This window comes from Arthrobacter sp. SLBN-53, assembly GCF_006715585.1.
Classification (GTDB): domain Bacteria; phylum Actinomycetota; class Actinomycetes; order Mycobacteriales; family Mycobacteriaceae; genus Mycobacterium; species Mycobacterium neoaurum_A.
Genome location: NZ_VFNN01000001.1, coordinates 2,216,080 through 2,239,211 on the forward strand (window position 1 = coordinate 2,216,080; position 23,132 = coordinate 2,239,211).

27 protein-coding genes are annotated in these 23,132 nt (G+C 68.1%); 13 read left to right on the forward strand and 14 right to left on the reverse strand.

Features of this window, described 5'->3' with window-relative positions; all coding sequences use genetic code 11:
* Window positions 1-16: 16 nt before the first annotated feature.
* The gene (gene aztC / locus FBY28_RS10530; protein WP_141866524.1) at window positions 17-922 is read right to left on the reverse strand and encodes a zinc ABC transporter substrate-binding protein AztC; all 906 of its coding nucleotides are present in this window, start codon (window positions 920-922) and stop codon (window positions 17-19) included.
* Window positions 919-2,913 carry a zinc ABC transporter permease AztB gene (aztB, locus tag FBY28_RS10535; protein ID WP_141866526.1) on the reverse strand — a complete coding sequence of 665 codons (1,995 nt, stop codon included), beginning with the start codon at window positions 2,911-2,913 and terminating at the stop codon, window positions 919-921. The genes aztC and aztB overlap by 4 nt, the downstream gene beginning before the upstream one ends.
* 20 nt (window positions 2,914-2,933) lie before the next feature.
* Here aztB and aztA point away from each other — a divergent pair, with 20 nt between their 5' ends.
* Together aztA and FBY28_RS10545 are read left to right on the forward strand one after the other, a co-directional pair.
* The gene (aztA, locus tag FBY28_RS10540; RefSeq protein ID WP_141866528.1) at window positions 2,934-3,596 is read left to right on the forward strand and encodes a zinc ABC transporter ATP-binding protein AztA; all 663 of its coding nucleotides are present in this window, start codon (window positions 2,934-2,936) and stop codon (window positions 3,594-3,596) included.
* 11 nt (window positions 3,597-3,607) lie between these two features.
* The gene (locus FBY28_RS10545; protein WP_141870160.1) at window positions 3,608-4,366 is read left to right on the forward strand and encodes a LamB/YcsF family protein; all 759 of its coding nucleotides are present in this window, start codon (window positions 3,608-3,610) and stop codon (window positions 4,364-4,366) included.
* Here the strand turns inward: FBY28_RS10545 and FBY28_RS10550 are convergent.
* Complete coding sequence (locus FBY28_RS10550; protein WP_141866530.1) at window positions 4,359-6,512, reverse strand: heavy metal translocating P-type ATPase; 2,154 nt, start codon at window positions 6,510-6,512, stop codon at window positions 4,359-4,361. The genes FBY28_RS10545 and FBY28_RS10550 overlap by 8 nt on opposite strands.
* A gap of 19 nt (window positions 6,513-6,531) precedes the next feature.
* The gene (locus tag FBY28_RS10555; RefSeq protein WP_141866532.1) at window positions 6,532-6,816 is read right to left on the reverse strand and encodes a DUF1490 family protein; all 285 of its coding nucleotides are present in this window, start codon (window positions 6,814-6,816) and stop codon (window positions 6,532-6,534) included.
* Between the two features lie 65 nt (window positions 6,817-6,881).
* Here FBY28_RS10555 and FBY28_RS10560 point away from each other — a divergent pair, with 65 nt between their 5' ends.
* Window positions 6,882-7,868, forward strand: a complete 987-nt coding sequence (locus FBY28_RS10560) for a permease (protein ID WP_216847616.1) — start codon at window positions 6,882-6,884, stop codon at window positions 7,866-7,868.
* A complete protein-coding gene (locus tag FBY28_RS10565) occupies window positions 7,865-8,563 on the forward strand; it encodes a TIGR03943 family putative permease subunit (RefSeq protein WP_141866534.1) in 699 nt (232 codons plus the stop codon). Before FBY28_RS10560 ends, FBY28_RS10565 begins: the two co-directional genes overlap by 4 nt.
* Here FBY28_RS10565 and FBY28_RS10570 read toward each other — a convergent pair.
* Window positions 8,551-8,883 (reverse strand): ArsR/SmtB family transcription factor, encoded by a 333-nt coding sequence (locus FBY28_RS10570; RefSeq protein WP_141866536.1) that lies wholly within the window; start codon window positions 8,881-8,883, stop codon window positions 8,551-8,553. The genes FBY28_RS10565 and FBY28_RS10570 overlap by 13 nt on opposite strands.
* 99 nt (window positions 8,884-8,982) lie before the next feature.
* On the opposite strand from FBY28_RS10570, the gene FBY28_RS10575 reads away from it, so the two are divergent.
* Window positions 8,983-10,188, forward strand: a complete 1,206-nt coding sequence (locus FBY28_RS10575; protein ID WP_141866538.1) for an MFS transporter — start codon at window positions 8,983-8,985, stop codon at window positions 10,186-10,188.
* A gap of 9 nt (window positions 10,189-10,197) precedes the next feature.
* Window positions 10,198-10,863 (forward strand): 5,6-dimethylbenzimidazole synthase, encoded by a 666-nt coding sequence (bluB, locus tag FBY28_RS10580; protein WP_141866540.1) that lies wholly within the window; start codon window positions 10,198-10,200, stop codon window positions 10,861-10,863.
* On the opposite strand, the gene rpsR is transcribed toward bluB, so the two are convergent.
* Genes rpsR through rpmB form a run of 4 tightly spaced genes read right to left on the reverse strand, consistent with a single transcriptional unit; the run spans window position 10,860 to window position 11,819 of the window.
* Window positions 10,860-11,111 carry a 30S ribosomal protein S18 gene (gene rpsR / locus FBY28_RS10585; protein ID WP_141866542.1) on the reverse strand — a complete coding sequence of 84 codons (252 nt, stop codon included), beginning with the start codon at window positions 11,109-11,111 and terminating at the stop codon, window positions 10,860-10,862. The genes bluB and rpsR overlap by 4 nt on opposite strands.
* Window positions 11,111-11,416 carry a 30S ribosomal protein S14 gene (rpsN, locus tag FBY28_RS10590; RefSeq protein WP_141866544.1) on the reverse strand — a complete coding sequence of 102 codons (306 nt, stop codon included), beginning with the start codon at window positions 11,414-11,416 and terminating at the stop codon, window positions 11,111-11,113. Before rpsN ends, rpsR begins: the two co-directional genes overlap by 1 nt.
* The gene (gene rpmG, locus FBY28_RS10595) at window positions 11,416-11,586 is read right to left on the reverse strand and encodes a 50S ribosomal protein L33 (RefSeq protein WP_187697610.1); all 171 of its coding nucleotides are present in this window, start codon (window positions 11,584-11,586) and stop codon (window positions 11,416-11,418) included. Before rpmG ends, rpsN begins: the two co-directional genes overlap by 1 nt.
* Window positions 11,583-11,819: a 50S ribosomal protein L28 gene (gene rpmB / locus FBY28_RS10600; protein WP_019512585.1), complete on the reverse strand. Its 237-nt coding sequence runs from the start codon at window positions 11,817-11,819 to the stop codon at window positions 11,583-11,585. Before rpmB ends, rpmG begins: the two co-directional genes overlap by 4 nt.
* A gap of 114 nt (window positions 11,820-11,933) precedes the next feature.
* On the opposite strand from rpmB, the gene mrf reads away from it, so the two are divergent.
* Genes mrf through FBY28_RS10620 form a run of 4 tightly spaced genes read left to right on the forward strand, consistent with a single transcriptional unit; the run spans window position 11,934 to window position 15,535 of the window.
* Entirely contained in the window at window positions 11,934-13,130 is a 1,197-nt protein-coding gene (mrf, locus tag FBY28_RS10605) for a ribosome hibernation factor-recruiting GTPase MRF (RefSeq protein WP_141866545.1), read from the forward strand.
* A complete protein-coding gene (locus tag FBY28_RS10610) occupies window positions 13,127-13,369 on the forward strand; it encodes a type B 50S ribosomal protein L31 (protein WP_141866547.1) in 243 nt (80 codons plus the stop codon). Before mrf ends, FBY28_RS10610 begins: the two co-directional genes overlap by 4 nt.
* Before the next feature lie 25 nt (window positions 13,370-13,394).
* On the forward strand, window positions 13,395-14,309 hold the full coding sequence (locus tag FBY28_RS10615) for an MBL fold metallo-hydrolase (protein WP_141866549.1): 915 nt from the start codon (window positions 13,395-13,397) through the stop codon (window positions 14,307-14,309).
* Window positions 14,300-15,535, forward strand: a complete 1,236-nt coding sequence (locus FBY28_RS10620) for an SLC13 family permease (RefSeq protein ID WP_141866551.1) — start codon at window positions 14,300-14,302, stop codon at window positions 15,533-15,535. Before FBY28_RS10615 ends, FBY28_RS10620 begins: the two co-directional genes overlap by 10 nt.
* Here FBY28_RS10620 and rlmB read toward each other — a convergent pair.
* Genes rlmB through carD form a run of 4 tightly spaced genes read right to left on the reverse strand, consistent with a single transcriptional unit; the run spans window position 15,532 to window position 18,889 of the window.
* Window positions 15,532-16,473: a 23S rRNA (guanosine(2251)-2'-O)-methyltransferase RlmB gene (gene rlmB / locus FBY28_RS10625; protein ID WP_141866553.1), complete on the reverse strand. Its 942-nt coding sequence runs from the start codon at window positions 16,471-16,473 to the stop codon at window positions 15,532-15,534. The genes FBY28_RS10620 and rlmB overlap by 4 nt on opposite strands.
* Window positions 16,463-17,872: a cysteine--tRNA ligase gene (gene cysS, locus FBY28_RS10630; protein ID WP_141866555.1), complete on the reverse strand. Its 1,410-nt coding sequence runs from the start codon at window positions 17,870-17,872 to the stop codon at window positions 16,463-16,465. The genes rlmB and cysS overlap by 11 nt, the downstream gene beginning before the upstream one ends.
* A 55-nt stretch (window positions 17,873-17,927) precedes the next feature.
* A complete protein-coding gene (gene ispF / locus FBY28_RS10635) occupies window positions 17,928-18,395 on the reverse strand; it encodes a 2-C-methyl-D-erythritol 2,4-cyclodiphosphate synthase (RefSeq protein WP_216847617.1) in 468 nt (155 codons plus the stop codon).
* 5 nt (window positions 18,396-18,400) lie between these two features.
* Window positions 18,401-18,889, reverse strand: coding sequence for an RNA polymerase-binding transcription factor CarD (gene carD, locus FBY28_RS10640; RefSeq protein WP_019512593.1), 489 nt, complete (start codon window positions 18,887-18,889; stop codon window positions 18,401-18,403).
* Window positions 18,890-19,125: 236 nt separating this feature from the next.
* Between carD and FBY28_RS10645 the strand changes: the two genes are divergently transcribed.
* Genes FBY28_RS10645 through disA form a run of 3 tightly spaced genes read left to right on the forward strand, consistent with a single transcriptional unit; the run spans window position 19,126 to window position 22,271 of the window.
* Entirely contained in the window at window positions 19,126-19,716 is a 591-nt protein-coding gene (locus FBY28_RS10645) for a copper chaperone PCu(A)C domain-containing protein (protein ID WP_174241599.1), read from the forward strand.
* A gap of 39 nt (window positions 19,717-19,755) precedes the next feature.
* Entirely contained in the window at window positions 19,756-21,168 is a 1,413-nt protein-coding gene (gene radA / locus FBY28_RS10650; RefSeq protein WP_141866559.1) for a DNA repair protein RadA, read from the forward strand.
* Window positions 21,159-22,271 carry a DNA integrity scanning diadenylate cyclase DisA gene (disA, locus tag FBY28_RS10655; RefSeq protein WP_141866561.1) on the forward strand — a complete coding sequence of 371 codons (1,113 nt, stop codon included), beginning with the start codon at window positions 21,159-21,161 and terminating at the stop codon, window positions 22,269-22,271. The genes radA and disA overlap by 10 nt, the downstream gene beginning before the upstream one ends.
* Before the next feature lies 1 nt (window position 22,272).
* Here the strand turns inward: disA and FBY28_RS10660 are convergent, their stop codons facing one another.
* Window positions 22,273-23,073, reverse strand: coding sequence for a hypothetical protein (locus FBY28_RS10660; RefSeq protein ID WP_141866563.1), 801 nt, complete (start codon window positions 23,071-23,073; stop codon window positions 22,273-22,275).
* Window positions 23,074-23,132 lie beyond the last annotated feature (59 nt).

Genomic DNA, 23,132 nt, shown 5'->3' on the forward strand with positions numbered 1-23,132 from the left:
GCTCCTTTTCTGGCCGCTAACGCAGGCCGGTGACGATGGCGTCGGTATTGGCGCGCATCATGTCCAGATAGGTGGCACCCGGAGTTCCTGGTGCAGAGAGGGATTCGCTGTAGAGCCCGATGATGCGCACTTGCACGCCGGCATCCTCGGCCAGCACACGAGCGAGTTTGTCCGGCTGCGACGAGTCGACGAAGATCGCCGGCACCCCGGCGTCCTCGATCGCGCCGACCAGCGATTGCAGATCCGACGGACTGGGGGCGGCCAGGGTGGTTCCGCTGGGCACCACGGCGCCGATGACCTCGAAATCGAATCGCTGTGCCAGATATCCGAGTACATGGTGATTGGTGACGAGCTTGCGGCGGTCGGGCGGTAGCGTCGCGAAACCGTCGGCCATCTCTCGGTCGAGTGCACGCAGCTGCCCGCGGTAGGCATCTGCGTTACGGGACAGCGAATCCCGGTCGATATGGGCGATATCACGCAACAGCGCCTGTTCGATGACGTCGACGGCGGTGATCATGCGTTGCGGATCCGTCCAGAAGTGTGGGTCCGCCGTGCCTGCGCTCGCCCCTTCGGCGTACCGGATCGGGCCGATGCGCTCACCGACCGCGATCGCCGTGACACCCTGGGCGGCCGCGTTTTCCACATTGCGAGCGAGGTTCTCTTCGAGGCCGAGACCGTTGTGGACGATCAGCGCGGCATCGTTCATGGCGGCGGCATCCTGCGCGGAGATCCCGAAGGAGTGCGGGTCGGCACCCGCCCGCATCAGCACCCGTACGGGTGCGGTGTCGCCGACGATATTGCGCACGACATCGCCGAGGATGTTCGTGGTCACCACGATGTCGCCGTCGTGGGCGGTGCGGCCGCCGCATCCTGTCAGCACTGCCACGACGAGCGTCAGCAGCAGCGCGAGGAGGTGCCTCACCGACCGGCCTCCACCATCAGGCCCGGGCTCACGGCGGTCCGCAAGGTGCGTGCGATCCGCAACCCGTCGGCATAGTCGATCTCGTACACCGCACGCGCGTCGGTGTCGTTGACATACGCGCGATCGGAGTCGATCTCGATCACCGGCTGGGGCCCCGATCGGGAGATTCCGTTGACCAAAAGGGGAATCCGAGTCGTCTCTGCGCGAGTCGTCGCGTCGTGCGCGCTGAGTGCGCCGTCGCGGTGCAACACCAGGATGGTGCCGTCACCGGCGGTGTTCGCCGCCACGGCGTCGGCGATCGGCAGCACCGTCCACGACCGTTGCCTGCTGTCGAGCATCCAGACCGTCCCGTCGGCGACACCGGCGACGACATCGGCGCGGGCTCGGTGCTGCATTCGTGTTGGTCGTTGCGCCGGCGCGTCGGCCGGGTACGGGGTGGCCGTCACGGTCAGGTTCTTCTCTCCACCGGTGATCCGGATGGCGCCGTCGGCGCACCCGAACAGCACGGCGCGCCGGGTGGCCACAGCCCACGAGGCGTGCCGGCACTGGCCGGGAACCTCGGCACTGCCTGCCCCATCGGTGACCCAGATCCGCCCGTCGGTGGTGACGGTGACCGCCCGACTGCCATACGGCACCACCGCAGCGGCATCGGCCGGCAGTACCAACGGTGATTGCTGCACCGACTTCTGGCCGAGTTGTTCACGCATGAGCAGCCGTATCGCACCGTTCTCGGGCCGAACGGCCACCGTCGAGTTGCTGGCGGCGACAGAGGCCACCGGCACGTCCAGCGTCGCGACCTGCGCAGGTGTACTGGCGAAGTAGTGGTAGTGATCGCCGTGATCGAAAGTCCATGCACCGGAATCGATCACCGCGGTACGGGGACCGGTGCGCAGATAGGCGAAGCGCCCGTCACCGGCCACCGCGTCGACAGGCCCGAAGGTGCCGATGCGCGTCTCGGTCTCGTCGACGGCATCGTAGACAGAGGCGTCCCCTGTCGACGGGTCGACGAGAACGAGCTTGGTGAGCGGTCCGTCGGCCTCGCCGGCACCGCCCTCGACGGCCACCCCATCGGACGTGGCGGACTCCGGCACCGGTGCCGGAGGCGTGGTGTCCGACGCGTTTGTGTCAGTGGCACATCCGGCGACGACGCAGCCCACCACCACCGCTGTCACCCACCGGGCGCGCAGACGCGTGAGCAATGCTGAACCGAAGAACAGCAGGACGGAAACGCCGGCGATGGTGGCCCCGCCCGCGGTACCCGCGTGCCAGGAGATGAGCAGGCCGAGATAGACCGCCGCCGTGCCGAGCGCGGCCGACACCATCATGATGCGCGGGATCGATCTCGCCCACAACAGTGCTGCGGCCGGTGGTGCCACCAGCAATCCGAGCACCAGCAGCGTGCCAACGATATGGAAGGCGGCGACCATCGCCACTGCCATCAGCACGGTCAACGCAGCGATCGCCAGGTTCGGGTGCAGCCCCAACGTCGCGGCCTTGCGCGGGTCGAAGGTGACCGCCACAAAGGCGCGATGGCCGGTGACCACCGCGATGAGCGTCAGCAACAGCGCCGTACCCAGGATCACCAGATCGGTTGCCCGCACGGCGAACACATCACCGAACAGGAAGCCGGTGAGGTCGACGGCGAAACCCTGCGATCGTGACACCACGATGACGCCGAGTGCGAGCATGCCGACCAGCAGCAGTCCGATGCCGGTATCCGAGGACAGCCTCGGCGACCGGCCGATCGCCGCCACCCCGACGGCCATGACGAGTGCGGCGACCAATCCGCCGGCCATCAGACTGACACCGAGCAATGCCGCGATGGCCACCCCCGGCAGCATGCCGTGTGTCATGGCCTCCCCCAAGAAGACGCTGCGCCGCAACAAAACCCAGCATCCAACCAATGAACACAGCCACGCGGCGATGACTCCGGCGACCAGCGCCCGCAATACCATCTCCGCCTGGAAGGGTTCTGTGAGCCAGGACGTCATGCCGTACACTACTATCAGTAATGACTATCATTTTCAATAAGGCGGCGCCGCTCACTTCTCCCATCTACGTGTCTTCGGTGAGCTTCGGCTATTCCGGCACAACGGTTTTCCGAGACCTCACGTTGTCCGTCATGCCCGCAACGGTCACCGCGATCGTCGGTTCCAACGGGTGCGGGAAATCGACGCTGCTCGCGCTGCTCGCCGGTATCCACGCCCCGGACACCGGGACGGTCGACGTCGCGGCCACCGATATCGCGTTCGCGGTCCAGCGCAGTGCGGTCACCGATTCGTTCCCCCTCACCGCGGCCGAAGCCGTCATGATGGGCCGCTGGCGCCGACTGGGGTTGTTACGCCGCCCCCGCGCAACCGATCGGGCGGTTGTCGAACACTGCCTGATCGAGCTCGGCCTCGCCGACCTGCGTGACCGCACGCTCGGCGAATTGTCCGGCGGGCAACGCCAGCGTGTCCTGCTCGCCCAGGCCTTCGCCCAGCAGGCTCCCCTGGTGTTACTCGACGAGCCGACCACCGGGCTCGACGAGGAATCGGCCACCGCAGTGATCGGGCACCTCACCCAGCTGGCCGCGGCAGGCTCGACGATCATCGCGGCCACCCACGACCCGGCGGTGATCGCCGCGGCGCATCACCGCATCGACCTCGACGAGCATCGGTGCGCACTAGGCTGAGGGCCGTGACCGTGGCACATGTGGATCTCAACGCCGACCTCGGCGAGGGATTCGGGGTATGGACGCTCGGTGACGACGAGGCCATGCTCGATATCGTCACCTCGGCCAATGTGGCGTGCGGCTTCCACGCCGGAGATCCGGCGGGCCTGCTGAGGGTCTGCCGGGCCGCCGCCGATCGCGGAGTCCGTATCGGCGCTCAGGTCGGTTACCGAGACCTGGCCGGGTTCGGGCGCCGGTTCGTCGACGTCGAACCCGCCGAACTGACCGCCGAGATCATCTACCAGATCGGCGCATTGTCCGCATTGGCCGCCGCGGCGGGCAGCACGCTGTCCTATGTCAAACCCCATGGGGCGTTGTACAACTCGATCGTCGCACACGAGGCACAGGCGGATGCCGTCGCACAGGCCGTCCACGCGGTCAACCCTGCGCTACCGGTGCTCGGGCTGGCCGGTTCGGTGTTCTTCGACGCCGCCGAACAGTTGGGTCTGCGCACCGTCGCCGAGGCCTTCGCCGACCGGGCCTATCAACCCGACGGCCGGTTGGTGTCCCGGCGCGAGCCGGGCGCGGTGCTACACGATGCCACCGCGATCGCCGATCGGGTACACACCATGGTCGTTGCCGGCACGGTGACCGCGGTCGACGGTACGGACATCCCGGTCGCTGCCGAATCGGTGTGCGTACACGGTGATTCACCCGGTGCGGTACTCATTGCCACCGCCGTGCGGGACCGCCTGATCGCCGCCGGCGTGCGGCCCGCACCGTTCAGCTAGCCGACTCGCGCTCCAATTCGTAGCGGATCAGCCGAGAGCTGTTGGCCACCACCGCAACCGACGAGGCGTTGTGCAGAACGGCAGCCAGCACCGGCGACAGGGCGCCACCGGCGCCGATCAGCAGGCCGATGGCGTTGACCGCAATCGACATCGCGTAGTTCTGCCGGATGACGTCCACGGCGCGGCCACCGAGGTTGCGCACGTCGAGCAGCCGGTTGAGATCGTCACTGGCCAGCGCCACGTCGGCGGTCTCGACCGCCACATCGGTGCCGCCGAGACCCATCGCGATGCCGATATCGGCCTCGGCAAGGGCCGGAGCATCGTTGACACCGTCGCCGACCATGGCCACCGTGTATCCCTCGTCGCGCAACCGGCGCACGACGGCGAGTTTGTCCTCGGGCAGCACCTCGGCCTGCCACTCGTCGATACCCAGTTCCGCGGCCACGACGGCGGCGGTGTCGGGATGGTCGCCGGTCAGCATGACGATGCGGCTGACACCGTTGGCGCGCAACCGTTGCAGCACCGCGGCCGACTCGGGGCGGATCTCGTCGCGCAGGCTGATCAAACCGACCAACTGTCCGTCGACGGCCAACAGCAGCGGAGTCTCGGACTGCTTACGCAGGGTGTCCACCCACTCGGCGGCCTTCGCGCTCACCTCGACCTGTTCGCGGCGCAGCAGTGACGGACTGCCGAGCAGCAGCGTGCGTCCGTCGGAAATGGTCCGCATGCCCAGCCCGACGAGCACCTCACACTCCTCGTGCGGTGGGATCTCGATATGCCGTTCCTGCGTGGACCGGATGACCGCCTCGGCCAACGGATGCCTGGAGTGGATCTCCGAGCTCGCCGCGTAGGCGAGCACCTGCTCGGGCTGCCAATCGTGATGGAAGGCAACGAGGTTGGTGACCACCGGACGACCCACCGTCAGCGTTCCGGTCTTGTCGAACACCACCGCGTCGACCCGGCCGGCCTCCTCGAGGTGCGAGCCACCCTTGATCAGGATCCCGCGCCGGGCTCCGTTGCCGATGGCCGCACTGATCGCGGTCGGGGTCGACAATCCCACCGCGCAGGGGCAGGCCACCAGCAGCATCGTCATGGCCCGGCGCACATCCCTGGTCACGACCAGGGTGAGCGCGGACAGCAGGAAGGATGCCGGCACGAAACGCCTTGAGAAGCTCTCGCCGACGGTCTGGATCGGGGCGCGGTGCTGGTGGGCCTCCTCGACCCTGGCGATGATCCGCCCGATGGTGGTCTCGTTGCCCACCGCCTCGGCGCGGACCACCAGCCGTCCGCGCACCACGACCGATCCGGCAAAGACGCGCGCCGGGGCGGCCACCGCCACCGGAAGATTCTCCCCCGTGATCGCCGACTGGTCGATGATGGCTTCCCCGTCGACCACCATGCCGTCGATCGGCAGCGCCACCTGGTCGTGGATCACGACCTCGTCGCCGATCCGCAGTTCGGCGGTGGCGATCTCGACCTCGGTACCGTCGTCCAGACGCACCCAGGCGGTGTCCTGATTGCCCTGCAGCAGGTTGGCGATCGCGCGCCGCGTCCGGCGCAGGGTCAGGTCCTGCAGGTACTCGCCGATGTTCAGCAGCCACAGCACGGTGAGCGCGACGACGTTCTCTCGCAGCACCAGGCTCGCCAACGTCGCCGCACTGACCAGTACGTCGGTGCCCGCGGTGCGTCCACCGCGCAGTGTCCGCAACGCGCCGCGCAGGAACGGGTAACCGGTGAAGATGGTGACACCGGTGGCCGCCAGCCTGCTCGTCGGGCCGAGCAGTGGCGGGCGGGCGAAGACGTAGCGCCGAATCCCGAGCAGCACCAGTGCCGCACCGCCGACCGCCATGCGCAGCACATCGGCATTGGTGACATCGGCCGAGCGCGGCATCCGGGCGGGCAACAGGTCCGTTGCGACCACGGTGGCGGCGTCGATGGCAGCGAACACGGACGCCTTGTCACATCGCTTCGGCGAGTACCAGACGACGATCGACGCGGTCCGCGGGTAGGCGTGCACGGCCCGCACACCCGGCACCTGCTCCACCGCATCCTCGATGGCCACCGCACGTCGGATATCACCGCGAAACCAGTCAGCGCGCAACCGGATTCGCCCGCCGGCGTCAGAGATGACGGTCAAGGCCGCCATATCGGTCAGCAGCTCGCGATCAGTGTTCGTGATCGTGCTGGTGATCGGAGACCGCCGGCGGCGGCACCTCCTCACCGATGCGTTCACGGGCCTCTGCCACCACATCGGAGACCGTCAGGCGGGCGGACTCGGCACCCTCCTCGGCCTTACGCACCCCACGCAACGCCCAGGTGGTGGCCGTGACGGACGCCTCCCGGAGCGGCGCCTTGGCGACCGCCTTTTTTACGCCTTCGTAAGCGGCCACGCCGACGGCTCCCGTCACCACCGTGGAGGCTGCCTTGACCAAAAACGCAGAGAAGACCATTCGACGATCTTAACCGCAATTTCGCTGTGACCGGCGGCCAAGTTGTGCTGGCAGAATGGCCGACCGTGACGGTGGGTACCCCGGCCGGGCACCGGATCGGTTCGATGCCGATCCTGGTGGTGGTCATCCTCGGCCTGGCGCTGGTCGGGACGACGGCACGCGACGCGGTGGCCGGCCACCCCGCGATCGCGACCGCGGCCACCGTGTTCTGCGGAATCTTCCTGCAGGCGTTGCCTTTTCTGGCGTTGGGGGTACTGATCAGCGGCGTGATAGCCGCCACGGTGACGCCGCAGAAGTTGGCGCGCCGGCTGCCCCGCCGCGCCGCCGCGGCGATTCTGACCGCGGGCGTGGGGGCCGCGGCGTTGCCCGGCTGTGAATGCGGATCGGTTCCCATTGCCCGACGGCTGTTCGGCGATGGGACCGTCGGGGCCGCGGCGCTGACGTTCATGCTGGCTGCACCCGCGATCAACCCGGTTGTCCTGGTGGCCACGGCCGTTGCGTTTCCCGGCGAGCCGCTGCTGGTGCTGGCGCGGTGTCTGGCGTCGCTGCTCACCGCGGTGACAATGGGTTTCCTGTGGACACGCTTCGGCAATCCTGACTGGGTCACCAGGACGTTGCCGACGTCTGCACCGGGTGACGAATCCCGGTGGACGGTGTTCACCGAGGCAGCACGGCACGACTTCTTGCAGGCGGCATCGTTTCTGGTGCTCGGCGCCGCTGCGGCGGCGGCACTGCACGTCGTGGTACCCGAATGGGTGTACGCGCACCTGGCCGGGCAGCTGATGCTGGGCATCGTGGTGATGGCCGTGCTGGCGGTGGTGCTGTCGCTGTGTTCGGAGGCCGATGCGTTCGTGGCGGCCGGCATGTCGATGCTCCCGCTGCTGCCGCGGCTGGTGTTCCTGGTGGTCGGTCCGGCAGTCGACGTCAAACTGTTCGCCATGCAGGCCGGAATGTTCGGTCGGGCCTTCGCGATACGGTTCGCCCCGCTCACCTTCGCCGTGGCCGTGCTGGCCGGCACCGGCGTCGGCCTGCTGCTGCTGGGTGATCGATGAGTCGCGAGACCGAGAACACCCTGCTGTTACTCATCGGCCTGAGCACCGCGATCATCGCGACCACCGGTTCTTTCCTGCGGTATGTCAAACCCGCACTGCTGCCGTGGTTGTGGATCACCGCCGCGGTACTGATCGCCCTGGCGCTGACGGCCATCATCGGCGATATCCGCCGCGGGCCCCGCCGATACTCAGACCACGGGCACCGCACCGGCATCGGCTGGTTGCTGATTGTCCCGATTGCGCTGCTGGCCTTCGTGGTTCCGCCGGCCCTGGGACCTCAGGCGGCGCGCCCGATCGCTGCCGATACCGCTCAGACGGCCCCGCGGCGGCCGTTCCCACCGCTACCGGCAGGCGCACCGGCCGAGCTGTCCCTGCCCGCCCTGCTGATCCGAATCGCCCAGGACTCCGCGGAGACCCTGCGTGATCGCGAGATCACCGTCACCGGATTCACCATCCGTGACGGTGAACGAACATATCTCGGTCGCATCGTGATCCTGTGCTGTGCCGCCGATGCGCAGCTGGCGCGCGCCACACTGACCGGACCCGCGGCGCGTGCCGCGGCCGACCTGCCGGACGGCTCCTGGGTTCGGGTCCGCGGCGAGGTGAAGGATCTGTTCCAGCATGCCGCGGTGCCGGAGTTCAGCATCGACGACGTGGAGTCCGTCGCGCAGCCGGAGAACACTTACGCTTTCTGATGTTCCAACGCGTCGCGGTTGGCGCCGTTGACGACGCTGCTCAGTAACCCCGGCAGCACTTCATCCACTTCGGACATACGCAGGCGCTGATAGGTGAGGCCGTCGATCACCAACCGCTCGGTGACACCGGCCTCACGCAGAATCTTGAAGTGGTGGGTGGCCGTCGACTTGTTGATGCCCTCGTAGAGCGCACCGCACTGGATCGGCACGCCTGCGTTGTACAAACGCCGGACCACTTCCAGGCGTATCGGGTCGTGGATGGCACCAAGTACCTGCTGCACGGTCCCCACCCGGGGTACTTCCGCGGTTCGCTCGGGCATAAATCCGTCCTGATGCGGGTTTGGAATCTATCGAACCGAGCGTACTCTCGACAGGGTTCGATATCCATCATACTCGCCGGACCGGAGGTGTCAGCGCGAATGGTCGCCATCGATCACACAGTTCAGACGCAGCGCTGGGCGTACCCGCTGTTGCTGATCCTCAGTGGTGTCGCGCTCGGGGTCTCGGGGATTCCGGCCCCGTTGTACGGCATCTACGAGGCGAACTGGCATCTGTCGCCGCTGGCCACCACCATCGTGTTCGCGGTCTACGCCGTCGCCGCCCTCGGTGCGGTACTGGTGTCCGGCCGGATCTCCGATGTCGTCGGCCGCAAACCGGTGCTGATCGGCGCCCTGATCGCCCTGCTCGTCGGCCTCGGTGTGTTCCTCGTCGCCGACAGCATGGCCATGCTGCTGCTCGCGCGCAGCATCCACGGCGCGGCGGTCGGTTCGATCGTGGTGGCCGGCGCGGCCGCCCTGCTCGACCTCAAACCCGATCACGGTGTGCGATCCGGACAGCTGAGCGGGGTGGCCTTCAACATCGGTATGACGATCGCCATCCTGGGTTCGGCACTGCTGGCACAGTATGCACCGCATCCGTTGCGCACCCCCTATGCCGTCGTCGCGGTGGTCTGCCTGATCGTCGGGGTCGGCCTGTTGGCGTTGCGGGAGCCGCACACCGCCCGGGCCAGCGGGCCCATCCGGATCGCCAAACCGGCGGTGCCCGAACAGATCCGATCGGATTTCTGGTTCTCCGCGCTCGGCGCCATGGCGTCCTGGTCGGTGTTGGGCGTGTTGCTCTCGCTCTACCCGTCGCTGGCCGCCCAGCAGACCCATATCGACAATCTGGTCTTCGGCGGTGCCGTCGTGGGCACCACCGCCTTCGCCGCGGCATCGGCCCAACTGGCCGCCACCCGACTGCCCGCCAAGTACTCGGCCGTCATCGGGGACATCGGCATGGCCGTCTCATTGCTGTTGACCATTCCGGTGCTGCTGACACACCGCTGGGAACTGGTGTTCGTCACCGCGGTGCTGCTGGGCGCCACCTTCGGGCTCGGGTTCGGCGGCTCGTTGCGCCATCTGTCCGACGTGGTGCCCGCCGACCGCAGGGGTGAGACCATGTCGGCGTTCTATCTGCTGGCCTACACCGCGATGGCGGTGCCGACGCTGATCGCCGGATGGGCGGCCACCCGCTGGGACCTGGCCTCGGTATTCCCCTGGTTCGCCGGCGCGGTGGCCACGGCCTGCCTGGGCGCCGCGGTGGCCGGTCTGCTCTCCAACCGCAGGCGCCGGGCCGCCATCGCCTAGGCTGCCGGTGTGACCGAGCACGCGTTCAGCGCGCAGGAACGCCAGGCCGTCTATCGCGCCATCGCCGAGCGGCGCGATATGCGCCGCTTCGTCGCCGGCGCCACCATCGAGCCCGAGGTGCTGGCCCGACTACTGCAGGCGGCGCACGCCGCCCCCAGCGTCGGGCTGATGCAGCCGTGGCGCTTCATCCGGATCACCGACGACGCACTGCGCGAGGCGATGCACGCGTTGGTCGACCAGGAGCGGTTGCGCACCGCCGATGCGCTCGGTGAGCGCGGCGACGAATTCCTCGCCCTCAAGGTCGAGGGCATCCGGGACTGCGCCGAACTGCTCGTCGTCGCCCTCGGCGAGGGCAGGCGCCGGCACATCTTCGGCCGTCGCACGATGCCGCAGATGGACCTGGCCTCGGTGTCGTGTGCCATCCAGAACCTGTGGTTGGCCGCCCGCGCCGAGGGTCTCGGCATGGGCTGGGTTTCGATATTCGAACCCGCCACGCTGGCCACCCTGCTCGGCATGCCCGAGGATGCCGAGCCGGTGGCCATCCTGTGCCTGGGACCGGTGCCCGATTTTCCGGATCGGCCGGCGCTGGAGATCGACCAGTGGACCTACGGTCGGCCGCTGTCGGATTTCGTGTCGGAGAACGGTTGGGGCACAAGCGCTTCCGCGCGATCCTAGGGACCGTAGGGCAACAGCGCCATCTCGCGTGCGTTCTTGATCGCGGTGGCGACCTTGCGCTGCTGCTGCGGGGTGAGGCCGGTGACCCGGCGCGACCGGATCTTGCCGCGGTCGGAGATGAACGTGCGCAACACCGCGACATCCTTGTAGTCGACATCGGTGATCCCGAGGGCCTTGAACTTGTTCAGCCGAGGTCGTTTGATCTCGACCGGCGCCGGTCGACGCTTCTTGGCCGGACTGCCCGCCATCACCAACTCGCTTTCCGCACACCGGGCAGCTCACCGCGATGTGCCAGTTCCCTGACCTTCACCCGCGACAGGCCGAACTTGCGCAGATGACCGCGGGGCCTGCCGTCCACCGAATCCCGATTACGCAACCGCACCGGGCTGGAATCCCGCGGCAGCCGCTGCAGCGCGGTCTGCGCCGCGGCCCGCTGCTCGGGGGTGCTGGCCGGCCTGCGGATGATCTCCTTGAGTTCGGCCCGGCGCTCGGCATATCGCGCGACGGTCTGCTTGCGCCGCTCGTTGGCGGCGATCTTGGATGCCTTGGCCATCAGCGCTCCTCCCGAAAGTCGACATGCTTGCGGATCACCGGGTCGTACTTGCGCAGCACGATCCGGTCGGGATCGTTTCGTCGGTTCTTGCGGGTCACATAGGTGTAGCCGGTGCCCGCGGTGGACTTCAGCCGAATCACCGGCCGGATATCGGTGCTCTTGGCCATCAGAGCTTCTGCCCCGCTGCCCGCAACCTGCCGACGACGGCCTCGATACCGTCACGGTCGATCACCTTGATGCCTTTGGCGCTGACCCGCAACGTGATTCGTCGGCCCTCCGACGGCAGATAGTAGGTCTTGTTCTGGATGTTCGGATTCCAGCGGCGACGGGTACGGCGGTTCGAGTGCGACACCCGGTTACCGAAACCCGGTGCGCGACCGGTGACCTGGCAGGTCTGGGACATCGGACACCTTCTCATGCACGATCGTTAATGAAAACGATTTTCGACAAGTGGACGTCGACACGGTAGCGTACGGCCCCAGTTAATGACAATCGTTACCAATAAGGGTGTGATGACATGCGGACGCCGGTGTTACTGGTTGCCGGGCAAGGCGCGCGAATCGACCTGGTGGACCTGCTGATCCGAAGGCAGGGAACGCTGGCCGTCGGCTACGCCACCGACGGCCACGTCGTGATCCGGAACGTCACCGAGATGCGTGGCGAGCGACGGATCATCTCGCAGTGGCCGATCGAGTTGGCCGGCGGCTGCGTCACCTGCACCATCCGCAACGACCTGCTGATCCTGCTGCGTCGGCTACACCGCCGAGAGGACGTCACACGGATCGTCGTCGAACTGATGGATTGGATTGACCCCGAACCGATCTGCACCGCCATCAACGAGGTTCCCGTGGTCGTCGGGCCAGGCTACATCGACGGTCCGGCCAGTCGCGATGTCGTCATCTCCGCCGTACTCACGACGGTCGACTGCGCACGCTGGCTGACCCAGGCGCTCGGCGACGACGACCTGGACGACTCACGCACCGTGGCGCAGGTCGTCGTCGGTCAGGCCGCATTCGCCGACGTGCTGGTGCTCAGCGATCCGGAGAGCACCACCTGCGCGGTACTGCGCAGGCTCGCACCGCGCAGCCGCATCACGGTGGGCACGGACCATGTCGAGACCGCACTGGCCAACCTGGACCCGCAGGCCCGCCGCGGCTTCGGCGACGACCCGCATGATTCGCTGCTGGCCGGCCAACCGCCGCTCCAGCCCGCCGGCGAGGTTGCGCTCGTGGAGTTCAACGCGCGCAGACCTTTTCACCCTGATCGACTGCACAAGGCCATCGACGATCTGCTCGACGGGGTGATACGGGTGCGCGGCCGGGCCTGGCTGGCCAGCCAACCCGATGCGGTGGTGTGGATCGAATCCGCCGGTGGCGGACTGGGTGTGGGTGATGCCGGTCGCTGGCTGGCGGCGATGTCCGAGAGCGAACGTGCCTACGTCGACCCCGAGCGGATTGCGTTGGCCGCCCCCGGCTGGGACGAGCAGTTCGGTGACCGACACATCGCGTTGACCGCGTTGGTGTGCGGCGCCCCACCCGAGGTGATCACCGGCGCGCTCAATCGCGCACTGCTCACCGACGCGGAGATGGCCGACCCCGCAGCCTGGGCCGACTACCCCGACCCGTTCGGCGAATGGCACACCGACCCATGCGCCGAGCTGACCGACGAGGTGTCGGTCACCGACGAACACCGCAGCCGAAAGGGCGATTCATGAAACCCGATATCCATCCCGCCTATCACCCCGTGGTGTTCCAGGACGCCGGCACCGGTAAGCAGTTCCTGATCCGTTCGACGATCACCAGTGACCGCACCATCGACTACCAGGGCGCCACCTACCCGCTGGTGGTGGTCGACGTGACCGCCGATTCGCACCCGTTCTGGACCGGGACCAACCGCCACCTCGACACCGCGGGCCAGGTGGAGAAGTTCCGCCGCCGCTACGGAACCCGATAATCCGGGGCGCTCTAGGCTTTGGGCCATGCGCCTCAAAGCCGGCAGGCCCGATCTGGACGCCTACCACCGGTACGTCGACCTACCCGCCGCGCCGCCCGATGCGCCGCTGACCGTCACCTGGGCCGGCGTCACCACGCTGTTGGTCGACGACGGGGCCGGCGCGGTGCTGACCGACGGCTTCTTCAGCCGTCCTTCACTCCTGCGGGTGGGGCTCGGCAGGATCGCGCCATCGCTACCCCGCATCGACGGCTGCCTCGGCAGGCTCGGGATCCGCCGACTGGACGCCGTCCTGCCCGTGCACACCCACTTCGACCACGCCATGGATTCGGCCGTCGTGGCACAACGCACCGGTGCCCGGCTGATCGGTGGCGCCTCGGCCGCCCATATCGGCCATCAACTGCCCGCAACACAGGTCACCATCGTCACTCCCGGTGAGCCGGTGGCAGCCGGACCGTTCGACATCACCCTCGTCGTCGGTGACCACTGCCCGCCTGATCGTTTCCCCGGCGCCATCAGTGCCCCGGTGACACCACCGGTGCGGGCCGCGGCGTATCGCTGCGGTGAGGCCTGGTCGACGCTCATCGCCCACCGCCGCAGCGGGCGCACCCTGTTGGTGGTGGGCAGCGCCGGTTTCGTCACGGGCGCGCTGAGCGGCCATCGCGCCGAGGTCGTCTATCTGGGGGTCGGGCAGCTGGGACTGCAACCGGAGCGCTATCTGGTGGACTACTGGAACGAGACGGTGCGCACCGTCGGCGCCCGCCGTGTGGTGCTGATCCACTGGGATGATTTCTTCCGGCCGCTGGACCGGCCGCTGCGCGCCCTGCCCTATGCCGCCGACGACCTCGATGTCTCGATGCGGGTGCTGACCCGCCTGGCCGCCGACGACGGCGTCGACCTGCACCTGCCGACCCTGTGGCAGCCGACGGACCCATGGCGCTGACCCTGGCGATCGCCGCGCTGGCCGCGGTGCTCGGCGTCGCCCTGTTCGCGCCGCGCTGGCAGGCGCCCGTCGCGCTGGCCGCCGCCGGCCTGGTGGTCGGGACCGGCGCGGTGTCCTTGGCCGCGGCCACCGACGAGGTGACCGAACTGGCACCGGTGGTCGGCTTCCTGGCCGCGGTACTGGTGCTGGCCCGGCTCTGCGACGACGTCGGGTTGTTCCACGCCGCGGGGGTGATGATGGCCCGGGCGACCGCTGGTGGCCAGAATCGGCTGCTGGCATCGGTTTTCGGGATATCGGCGGTGGTGACCGCGGTATTGAGCCTGGACGCGACCGTGGTGTTGCTGACCCCGGTGGTCCTGGCCACCGCGCGGGCGCTCACGGTGCCCGCGCGTCCGCATGCCTACGCCACCGCGCATCTGGCCAACAGTGCCTCGCTGCTGTTACCGGTCTCCAACCTGACGAATCTGTTGGCCTTCAGCGCCGCGGGCCTGACCTTCCTCCATTTCGCGGCCGCGATGACGCTGCCGTGGATTGCCGCGATCGCCGTCGAGTTCGTGCTCCTTCGTTGGCTTTTCGCCAAGGATCTGCGTGTCGCCCCGCAGCACGATGCTCCCGATGAACCACTCCAGGTGCCGATCTTCGCCATGATCGTGGTGGGACTGACCCTCGCCGGGTTCGCGGTCACCTCCCTGGTCGGATTGTCCCCCGCGTGGGCGGCGCTGGCCGGCGCCGTGGTCCTCGGTGTGCGGGCATTGCTGACCCGCCGCACCACCGTGCGCAAGATCGTGGTGGCGCTGGACATCCCGTTCCTGGCATTCGTGTTGTGCCTGGGCATCGTGGTCGCCGCGGTCATGCACAACGGGCTGGAATCGGCGATGCATCGCATCATGCCGAGCGGGCAGGGACTACCGGCGCTGCTGGCCATCGCAGCGGTGGCCGCGGTGTTGTCCAATGTGGTCAACAATCTGCCCGCCGTGCTGGTCATGTTGCCGTTGGCCACCCCGATCGGGCCGGCCGCGGTGCTGGCGGTGCTGATCGGGGTGAACGTCGGGCCCAACCTGACCTATGTCGGCTCCCTGGCGAACCTGTTGTGGCGCAGCGTGGTCCGCCGCGATATGAAAGCCGGGTTCGGCGAGTTCAGCCGTATCGGGCTGGTGACCACGCCCGCGGTCCTGGTCGCCGCGGTGCTGGGCCTGTGGGGCTGGATCCAGCTCTTCGGGCTCTAACCGCGACGCTGGCGGGCGATCTCGGCGAGCACGACACCCGCGGCCACCGATGCGTTGAGCGATTCGGTGGGTCCGGCCATCGGGATCGAGACGATGGCATCGCAGTTCTCCCGCACCAGTCGCGACAGACCCTTGCCCTCCGAACCGACCACCACGACGGTCGGGCCCGAGGCGTCCAGTTCGTCGAGCGTGGTGTCACCCTCGGCGTCCAGGCCGACGATCTGCAGGCCGGCATCGGCCCAGCTCTTGAGGGTGCGATTGAGGTTGGTCGCCCGCGACACCGGAAGCCGGGCGGCCGCACCGGCACTGGTGCGCCAGGCCACCGCCGTCACCGAGGCCGATCGACGCTGTGGGATCACCACACCATGTCCGCCGAACGCCGCCGTCGACCGCACGATGGCACCCAGGTTGCGGGGATCGGAGATGTTGTCCAGCGCCACCAGCAACGCGGACTGGCTGTCGCGCTGGGCCGACTTCAACAGGTCGTCGGGATGGGTGTAGACGTAGGGCGGCACCTGCAGGGCCAGCCCCTGGTGCAGACCATTGCTCGACATCCGGTCCAGGTCGTGCTTCTGGACCTCCAGGATGGCGATGCCGGAATCGGCGGCCCGCTGTACGGATTCGGTGATGCGCTCATCGGCGTCGACGCCGAGCATGACGTAGAGCGCGGTGGCCGGCACACCGGCGCGCAGGCACTCCACGACCGGGTTACGCCCGAGGACGTATTCGGTCTCATCGGTCTTGCGATGGCGACCCTGTTGCGCGCGCGCGGCCTTGGCCGCGCGCTTACCGGCCGGATGGTGAGGCCGGTCCTTGGCCGCGGGGGTGGCCCCCTTGCCCTCGAGCCCCCGCCTGCGGACGCCGCCGGAGCCGACGGTCGGGCCCTTCTTGGTGCCCTCCTTGCGTACCGCGCCGCGACGCTGTGAATTACCCGCCATGGGTGTTGTCCCCTTCCAGCAGCGACCACTGCGGGCCGTCTGCGGTGTCGGTGACCTCGATACCGGCTTCCTTGAGCCGGTCGCGGATGGCGTCTGCGGCCGCCCAGTCACGTTTCTCACGAGCCTCGGCGCGCCCGGCGAGCGCCCAGTGCACCAGGACGTCCACGGCGGCCAGCGCCGCCGAAGTCTCGTCGCGGGTTTCCCAACGTTCGTCGAGCGGATCGCAGCCGAGGATCGCCATCATCGCCCGGATCGACCGGGCGGCGGCCATCGCGCCGTCGTGATCACCGGCGTCCAGCGCGCGGTTCCCTTCGGCGCGGGCGCTGTGCACCTCGGCCAGCGCGATCGGCACCGCGAGGTCGTCATCGAGCGCCGCCTCGAACTTGTCGGTCCAGGTGCTCGGTTCGATCGCGCCGACGCGGTTGCGCACCCGGTGCAGGAAATCCTCGATACCGGTGTAGGCCTTGGCCGCATCCTGCAGCGCGTTCTCGGAGAACTCGAGCATCGAGCGGTAGTGCGCACTACCCAGGTAGTACCGCAGTTCGGCAGCCCGAACACGTTGCAGCACAGCAGGAATCGCAAGCACGTTACCCAGCGACTTGCTCATCTTCTCGCCGCCCATGGTGACCCAACCGTTGTGCAGCCAGAATCGCGCGAACCCGTCGCCGGCCGCCTCGGCCTGGGCGATCTCGTTCTCGTGGTGCGGGAAAACCAGATCCATACCGCCGGCGTGGATGTCGAACTGCGCCCCCAGATACTCCTGGCACATGGCCACGCATTCGGTGTGCCACCCGGGGCGCCCACGACCCCACGGCGTCGGCCACGACGGCTCCCCCGGCTTGGCGCCCTTCCACAGGGTGAAATCACGCTGATCCCGTTTCCCCGTGGCGATGCCCTCGCCCTGGTGGACGTCATCGACCCGGTGGCCGGAGAGCTTGCCGTAATCGGGCAGGCTCGCGACGTCGAAATACACGTCACCATCACCGACGTAGGCGTGGCCGCGGTCGATCAGGCGCTCGATGAGTTCGACCATCTGGGTGATGTGTCCGGTGGCGCGAGGTTCCGCCGAGGGCGGTAGCACCCCGAGTGCCTCGTAGGCCGCGGTGAAGGCGCGCTCGTAGGTTGCCGCCCACTCCCACCACGGGCGGCCGGCGTCGGCGGCCTTGTTGAGGATCTTGTCGTCGATATCGGTGACGTTGCGGATGAACGCGACATCGAGGCCCTTTGCGGTCAGCCAGCGCCGCAGAACGTCGAACGCGACACCGCTGCGCACGTGGCCGATATGGGGCAGTCCTTGAACCGTTGCGCCGCACAGGTAGATCGACACATGGCCGGGACGCAGCGGCTCGAAATCACGAACGGCACCGGCAAGGGTGTCATACAGCCGTAGACCAGTCATCCCGGCCAACCGTTCGCTCCGCTCACGACGGGCCAGCTTACCGGCCTGCCGCGGGCTATCTGACCACAAGGGCCGTGGCGACCGCCGCCAGGCCCTCGCCGCGGCCGGTGAGCCCGAGCCCGTCGGTGGTGGTCGCCGACACCGACACCGGCGCCCCGATCAGATCGGACAGCACCGCCTGCGCCTCGACGCGGCGCGGACCGACCTTGGGCCGGTTACCGATGACCTGAACGGCGGCATTGGCCACCCGGAAACCCTCGGTATCGAGGAGCCCCCGGACATGGCGCAGCATGTCGGCGCCGCTGACGCCATGCCACTGGGGTTGATCGGTACCGAAGACGGCACCGAGATCACCGAGGCCGGCGGCGCTGAGCAGCGCATCACACAATGCGTGCGCGGCGACATCGCCATCGGAATGGCCCGCGCAGCCGTCGGCTTCGGTGAACATCAGACAGAGCAACCAACATGGTCGCTCGGCCTCGATGGGATGAACGTCGGTACCCAGACCGACGCGCAGATCCATCACATTCAGGACGCGGCGGCCAACGCCTCGTCGAGAATGATGGTGGCCTTCTCGTCGTCGGTGTTCTCGGCCAGCGCCAATTCACCGACCAGAATCTGGCGAGCCTTCGCCAGCATGCGCTTCTCACCCGCGGACAGACCGCGCTCCTGGTCACGACGCCACAGGTCGCGAACCACCTCGGCGACCTTGTTCACGTCACCGGAAGCCAGCTTCTCCAGATTTGCCTTGTACCGGCGCGACCAGTTGGTCGGCTCCTCGGTGTGCGGCGCGCGCAGCACCTGGAAAACCTTGTCGAGGCCTTCCTGGCCCACGACGTCACGCACCCCGACGTACTCGGCGTTGTCCGCCGGAACGCGAACCGTCAGATCCCCCTGCGAAACCTTGAGGACGAGGTATTCCTTCTGCTCACCCTTGATGGTGCGGGTTTCGATAGCCTCGATCAACGCAGCACCGTGGTGTGGATAGACGACGGTGTCTCCGACCTTGAAAATCATCAGTTTCGAGCCCCTTTCACAAGTCGATCTTATCACGGGGCCGGCCGGGGCGCGGATCAACAATGCAGGTCAGGGGCACCGCAGCTGAAGACTAGGGGTTGACACGGCGCTGGATACATGCAGTTGGACTGCTGTCCAGGTGGGCCGCGGGCGCCGTCGGAAGCCCTCGGCTACCGCCGCGAATCACGACCTACTACAGTGCATAGTCGAATCCGTCCGGTTAGCAGGAGGCTCAAGTGGTCGCAGTGAACCGCTCCAACACGCGTGCGTCCCGCCTGGCCGCCGGCGCCCTGATCGCCGGCCTCGCGCTCACCGGCTGCAGCGCGGGCCAGATCTCGCAGAGCGCCAACCAGCAACCAGCCGTCAATGGCACGGTGCACAACGTCGGCACCATCGCGTTGCGCAACGTGTTCCTGCGCGCTCCGCAGACCACCGACTATGTCCGCCCGGGCACCCCGGTGGAGCTGCTCTTCGCCACCGCCAACAACTCCAGCGACGTGACCGACAAGCTGGTGTCCATCACCTCCGATATCGGCACCGTCACCCTCAGCGGGCCGACCACGGTGCCGGCCGGCGGAATCCTCGTGGCGGGCAAGCCCGACGATCCGATGGAACTGGCCATGGTCGAACGTGCCGACGAGACACAGGCCGAGGTCACCCTGACCGAGCCGATCTCCAACGGGCTCACCTACGACTTCACCTTCAACTTCGAGAAGGCCGGCGCCACCACCTTCGCGGTGCCCATCTCGGCCGGTGAGGTGCCGCGCCGCGACGGCGAGCCCAACGAGGGCATGGGACCGGTCGGCGGACACGGCGAAGGCCACTGAATCTGACGTTCTGTCAGGGGTGACGGCTACCGTCGTCACGTGGCTTCGAAAGTACGTTCGCAATACCGATGCTCGGAGTGTCATCACGTCACGCCCAAATGGGTGGGGCGCTGCTCTGATTGCGGCACCTGGGGAACGGTCGACGAAGTCGTCGCACTCAGTGCGCTGAGCGGCGGATCCGCCCGCCGTGCGGTCGCACCGTCCTCGCCCGCCGTCCCCATCACCTCGATCGATCCCGGTGTCACCCGGCACCTGCCCACCGGCGTCGACGAGCTGGACCGCGTCCTCGGCGGCGGCCTGGTGCCGGGGTCGGTATCCCTGCTCGCCGGCGATCCGGGGATCGGGAAGTCCACGTTGCTGCTGGAGGTCGCCCATCGCTGGGCCCGCAGCGGCAGGCGCGCGCTGTACCTGTCCGGGGAGGAATCCGCCGGACAGATCAGGCTGCGCGCCGAGCGGACCGGCTGCACCCACGAGGAGATGTATCTGGCCGCCGAGTCCGATCTGCAGACCGCGCTCGGTCATATCGAGCAGGTGCGGCCCACCCTGGTCGTGGTCGACTCGGTACAGACCATGTCGAGTGCCGAGTCCGACGGTGTCACCGGCGGTGTCACCCAGGTCCGCGCCGTGACGACCGCGCTCACCTCGTACGCCAAATCGGCCGGCCCCGACGGGGTCGCGCTGCTGCTGGTCGGTCACGTCACCAAGGAGGGTGCCATCGCGGGCCCCCGTTCGCTGGAACATCTCGTCGATGTGGTGCTGCACTTCGAAGGTGATCGGAGCTCGGCGCTACGGATGGTGCGCGGGGTGAAGAACCGGTTCGGCGCGGCCGATGAGGTCGGTTGTTTCCTGATGCACGACAACGGGATCGAATGCGTGGCCGACCCGTCCGGGTTGTTCCGCGACCAGCGGCCGGCGCCGGTGTCGGGCACCGCGGTGACGGTCACCCTGGACGGCAAGCGGCCGCTGATCGGTGAGGTGCAGGCGCTCATCGGCGCCGAGAAGACCGGCAGTCCGCGGCGCGCGGTCAGCGGTATCGACTCAGCCCGCGCCGCCATGATCACCGCCGTGCTGGAGAAACGCTCCAAGCTGCCGCTCGGCCAGCACGACATCTACGTGTCCACCGTCGGCGGCATGCGACTGACCGACCCGTCCTCGGATCTGGCGGTGGCCATGGCCATCGCATCGGCCTATACCGAGATCGCGATGCCAGCCACCGCGATAGCCATCGGCGAGGTCGGACTGGCCGGAGATCTGCGCCGGGTGAACGGGATGGACCGCAGGCTCGCCGAGGCCGCCCGGCTCGGCTTCACCCACGCCGTCGTGCCGCCCGGGGTCAAGGACGTGCCCGCCGGTCTGACGTTGACGGTCGCCGACGACATCGGGACGGCATTGCGGCGGTTGCGCTCGATCGACCACAATGGCTCCCGATCCAAGGAGGAGCGATGGCGGTGACATCCAGGGGCAACCGCAACGTGGTGCATCTGGCCCGTCCGACCATGCGCGAGACACTGGGTCGGTTGGCACCGGGTACCGCGCTGCGCGACGGTCTGGAACGCATCCTGCGTGGCCGCACGGGAGCGCTGATCGTGCTGGGTTACGACGACAGCGTCGAGGCCATCTGCGACGGTGGGTTCTCCCTCGACGTGTTGTACGCACCGACCAGGCTGCGCGAGCTGTCGAAGATGGACGGCGCCGTGGTGCTGTCCACCGACGGGAGCCGCATCCTGCGGGCCAACGTCCAGCTCGTCCCGGACGCCTCCATCCCGACCGACGAGTCGGGCACCCGACACCGTTCGGCCGAACGCACCGCGGTGCAGACCGGGTTCCCGGTCATCTCGGTCAGCCACTCGATGAGCATCGTGACGGTATACGCGGCCGGTGAGCGCCACGTCGTGCCCGACACCCCGACCATCCTTTCCCGGGCCAACCAGACCGTTGCCACCCTGGAGCGGTACAAGTCCCGTCTCGACGAGGTGAACCGGCAACTGTCCACCGCCGAGATCGAGGATTTCGTGACGCTGCGCGATGTCATGACGGTGGCCCAACGCCTGGAGATGGTGCGCCGGATCAGCCTGGAGATCGACGCCGACGTCGTCGAGCTCGGCACCGACGGCCGCCAACTCAAGCTGCAACTGGAGGAACTCGTCGGCGACAACGACACCGCCCGCGAGCTGATCGTGCGTGACTACCACGCCAATCCGGACCCACCGAGCGCGGCGCAGGTGAGCGCGACGCTCGAAGAGCTCGACGCCCTGTCGGACAACGAACTGCTCGACTTCACCGCGCTGGCAAGGGTTTTCGGGTATCCCACGACGATGGAGGCCCAGGATTCGGCGATGAGCTCACGTGGCTACCGGGCGATGGCCGGGATTCCGCGGTTGCAGTTCGCCCATGTCGACCTGCTGGTGCGCTCGTTCGGATCGCTGCAGGGCGTTCTGGCAGCCAGCGCCACCGATCTGCAGTCGGTCGACGGTATCGGTTCGATGTGGGCGCGCCACATCCGCGAGGGCCTGTCCCAGCTGGCCGAGTCGACGATCGCCGACCAGCTGAGCTGACTCAGTTGCCCGGGGGCTGACCGGTGCCGTCGTGCGGCGGGCCATCGGCGGGCGGGGCATCGGCAGGCGGCGCGGGGGCACCCGGCGGGGCCGCCTCGGCGAGGATGAACGGCACCGTCGCCGAGCGCAGATTGCCCAGCTGCACCACCAGGTTGTAGGTCCCGGGGCCGATCGGTTCGCGCGGCAGCGGGCAGTTGGGGGCGGAGCCCATTCCGGTCCAGGTGACCTCGGTGGTGACCTGCTCGCCGGGCGCGAACTCCTTCACCAGCGTCTCGTTGGACGGCGCGCAATCCAGGTTCGACCACAACCGCTTGTTGTCCAGCGAGTACACGTAGGCGGCCAGGACGGCGGCACCGACATCGCGCTTGCAGGCGACCAGACCGATATTGGTGACCACCATGGTGAACTTCGGCTGATCACCCATCACATAGTTGGGTGCGCTGGTGATGCCCTTGACCGCCAGGGTGGAGTCCGGGCAGTCCTCACCGGCCTGCAGCACCGGCGGGGGAACCACCGCGGTGGTCGGCGTCGGCGTCGGGGGTGGCGCCGCCTGGGCCGGCGGAACGACCGGGGTCTTCACGCCCGGCTCCTCCCCCGGCAACGGGGTCGGCGCGGCGGATGCGGGAGCCTGTTCGGCCGACTGCTCGGCGGCGGTCGGATCGGTGCTGGTGCTGTTGGAGGCGACGATCGCGATGATGCCGGCGACGATCGCGATGACGACGACCGCAACCCCTATTGCCAGCGCTCTGCGGCGCCGGTAGATCTCCGGTGGCAGCGGGCGGTGCGGTTCGGTGTCTAGCACGACCTCAACGGTAAGCCGGGGTCAGGTCAGGTTGGCCGAGGCGGATCGGCGTGTCTCCT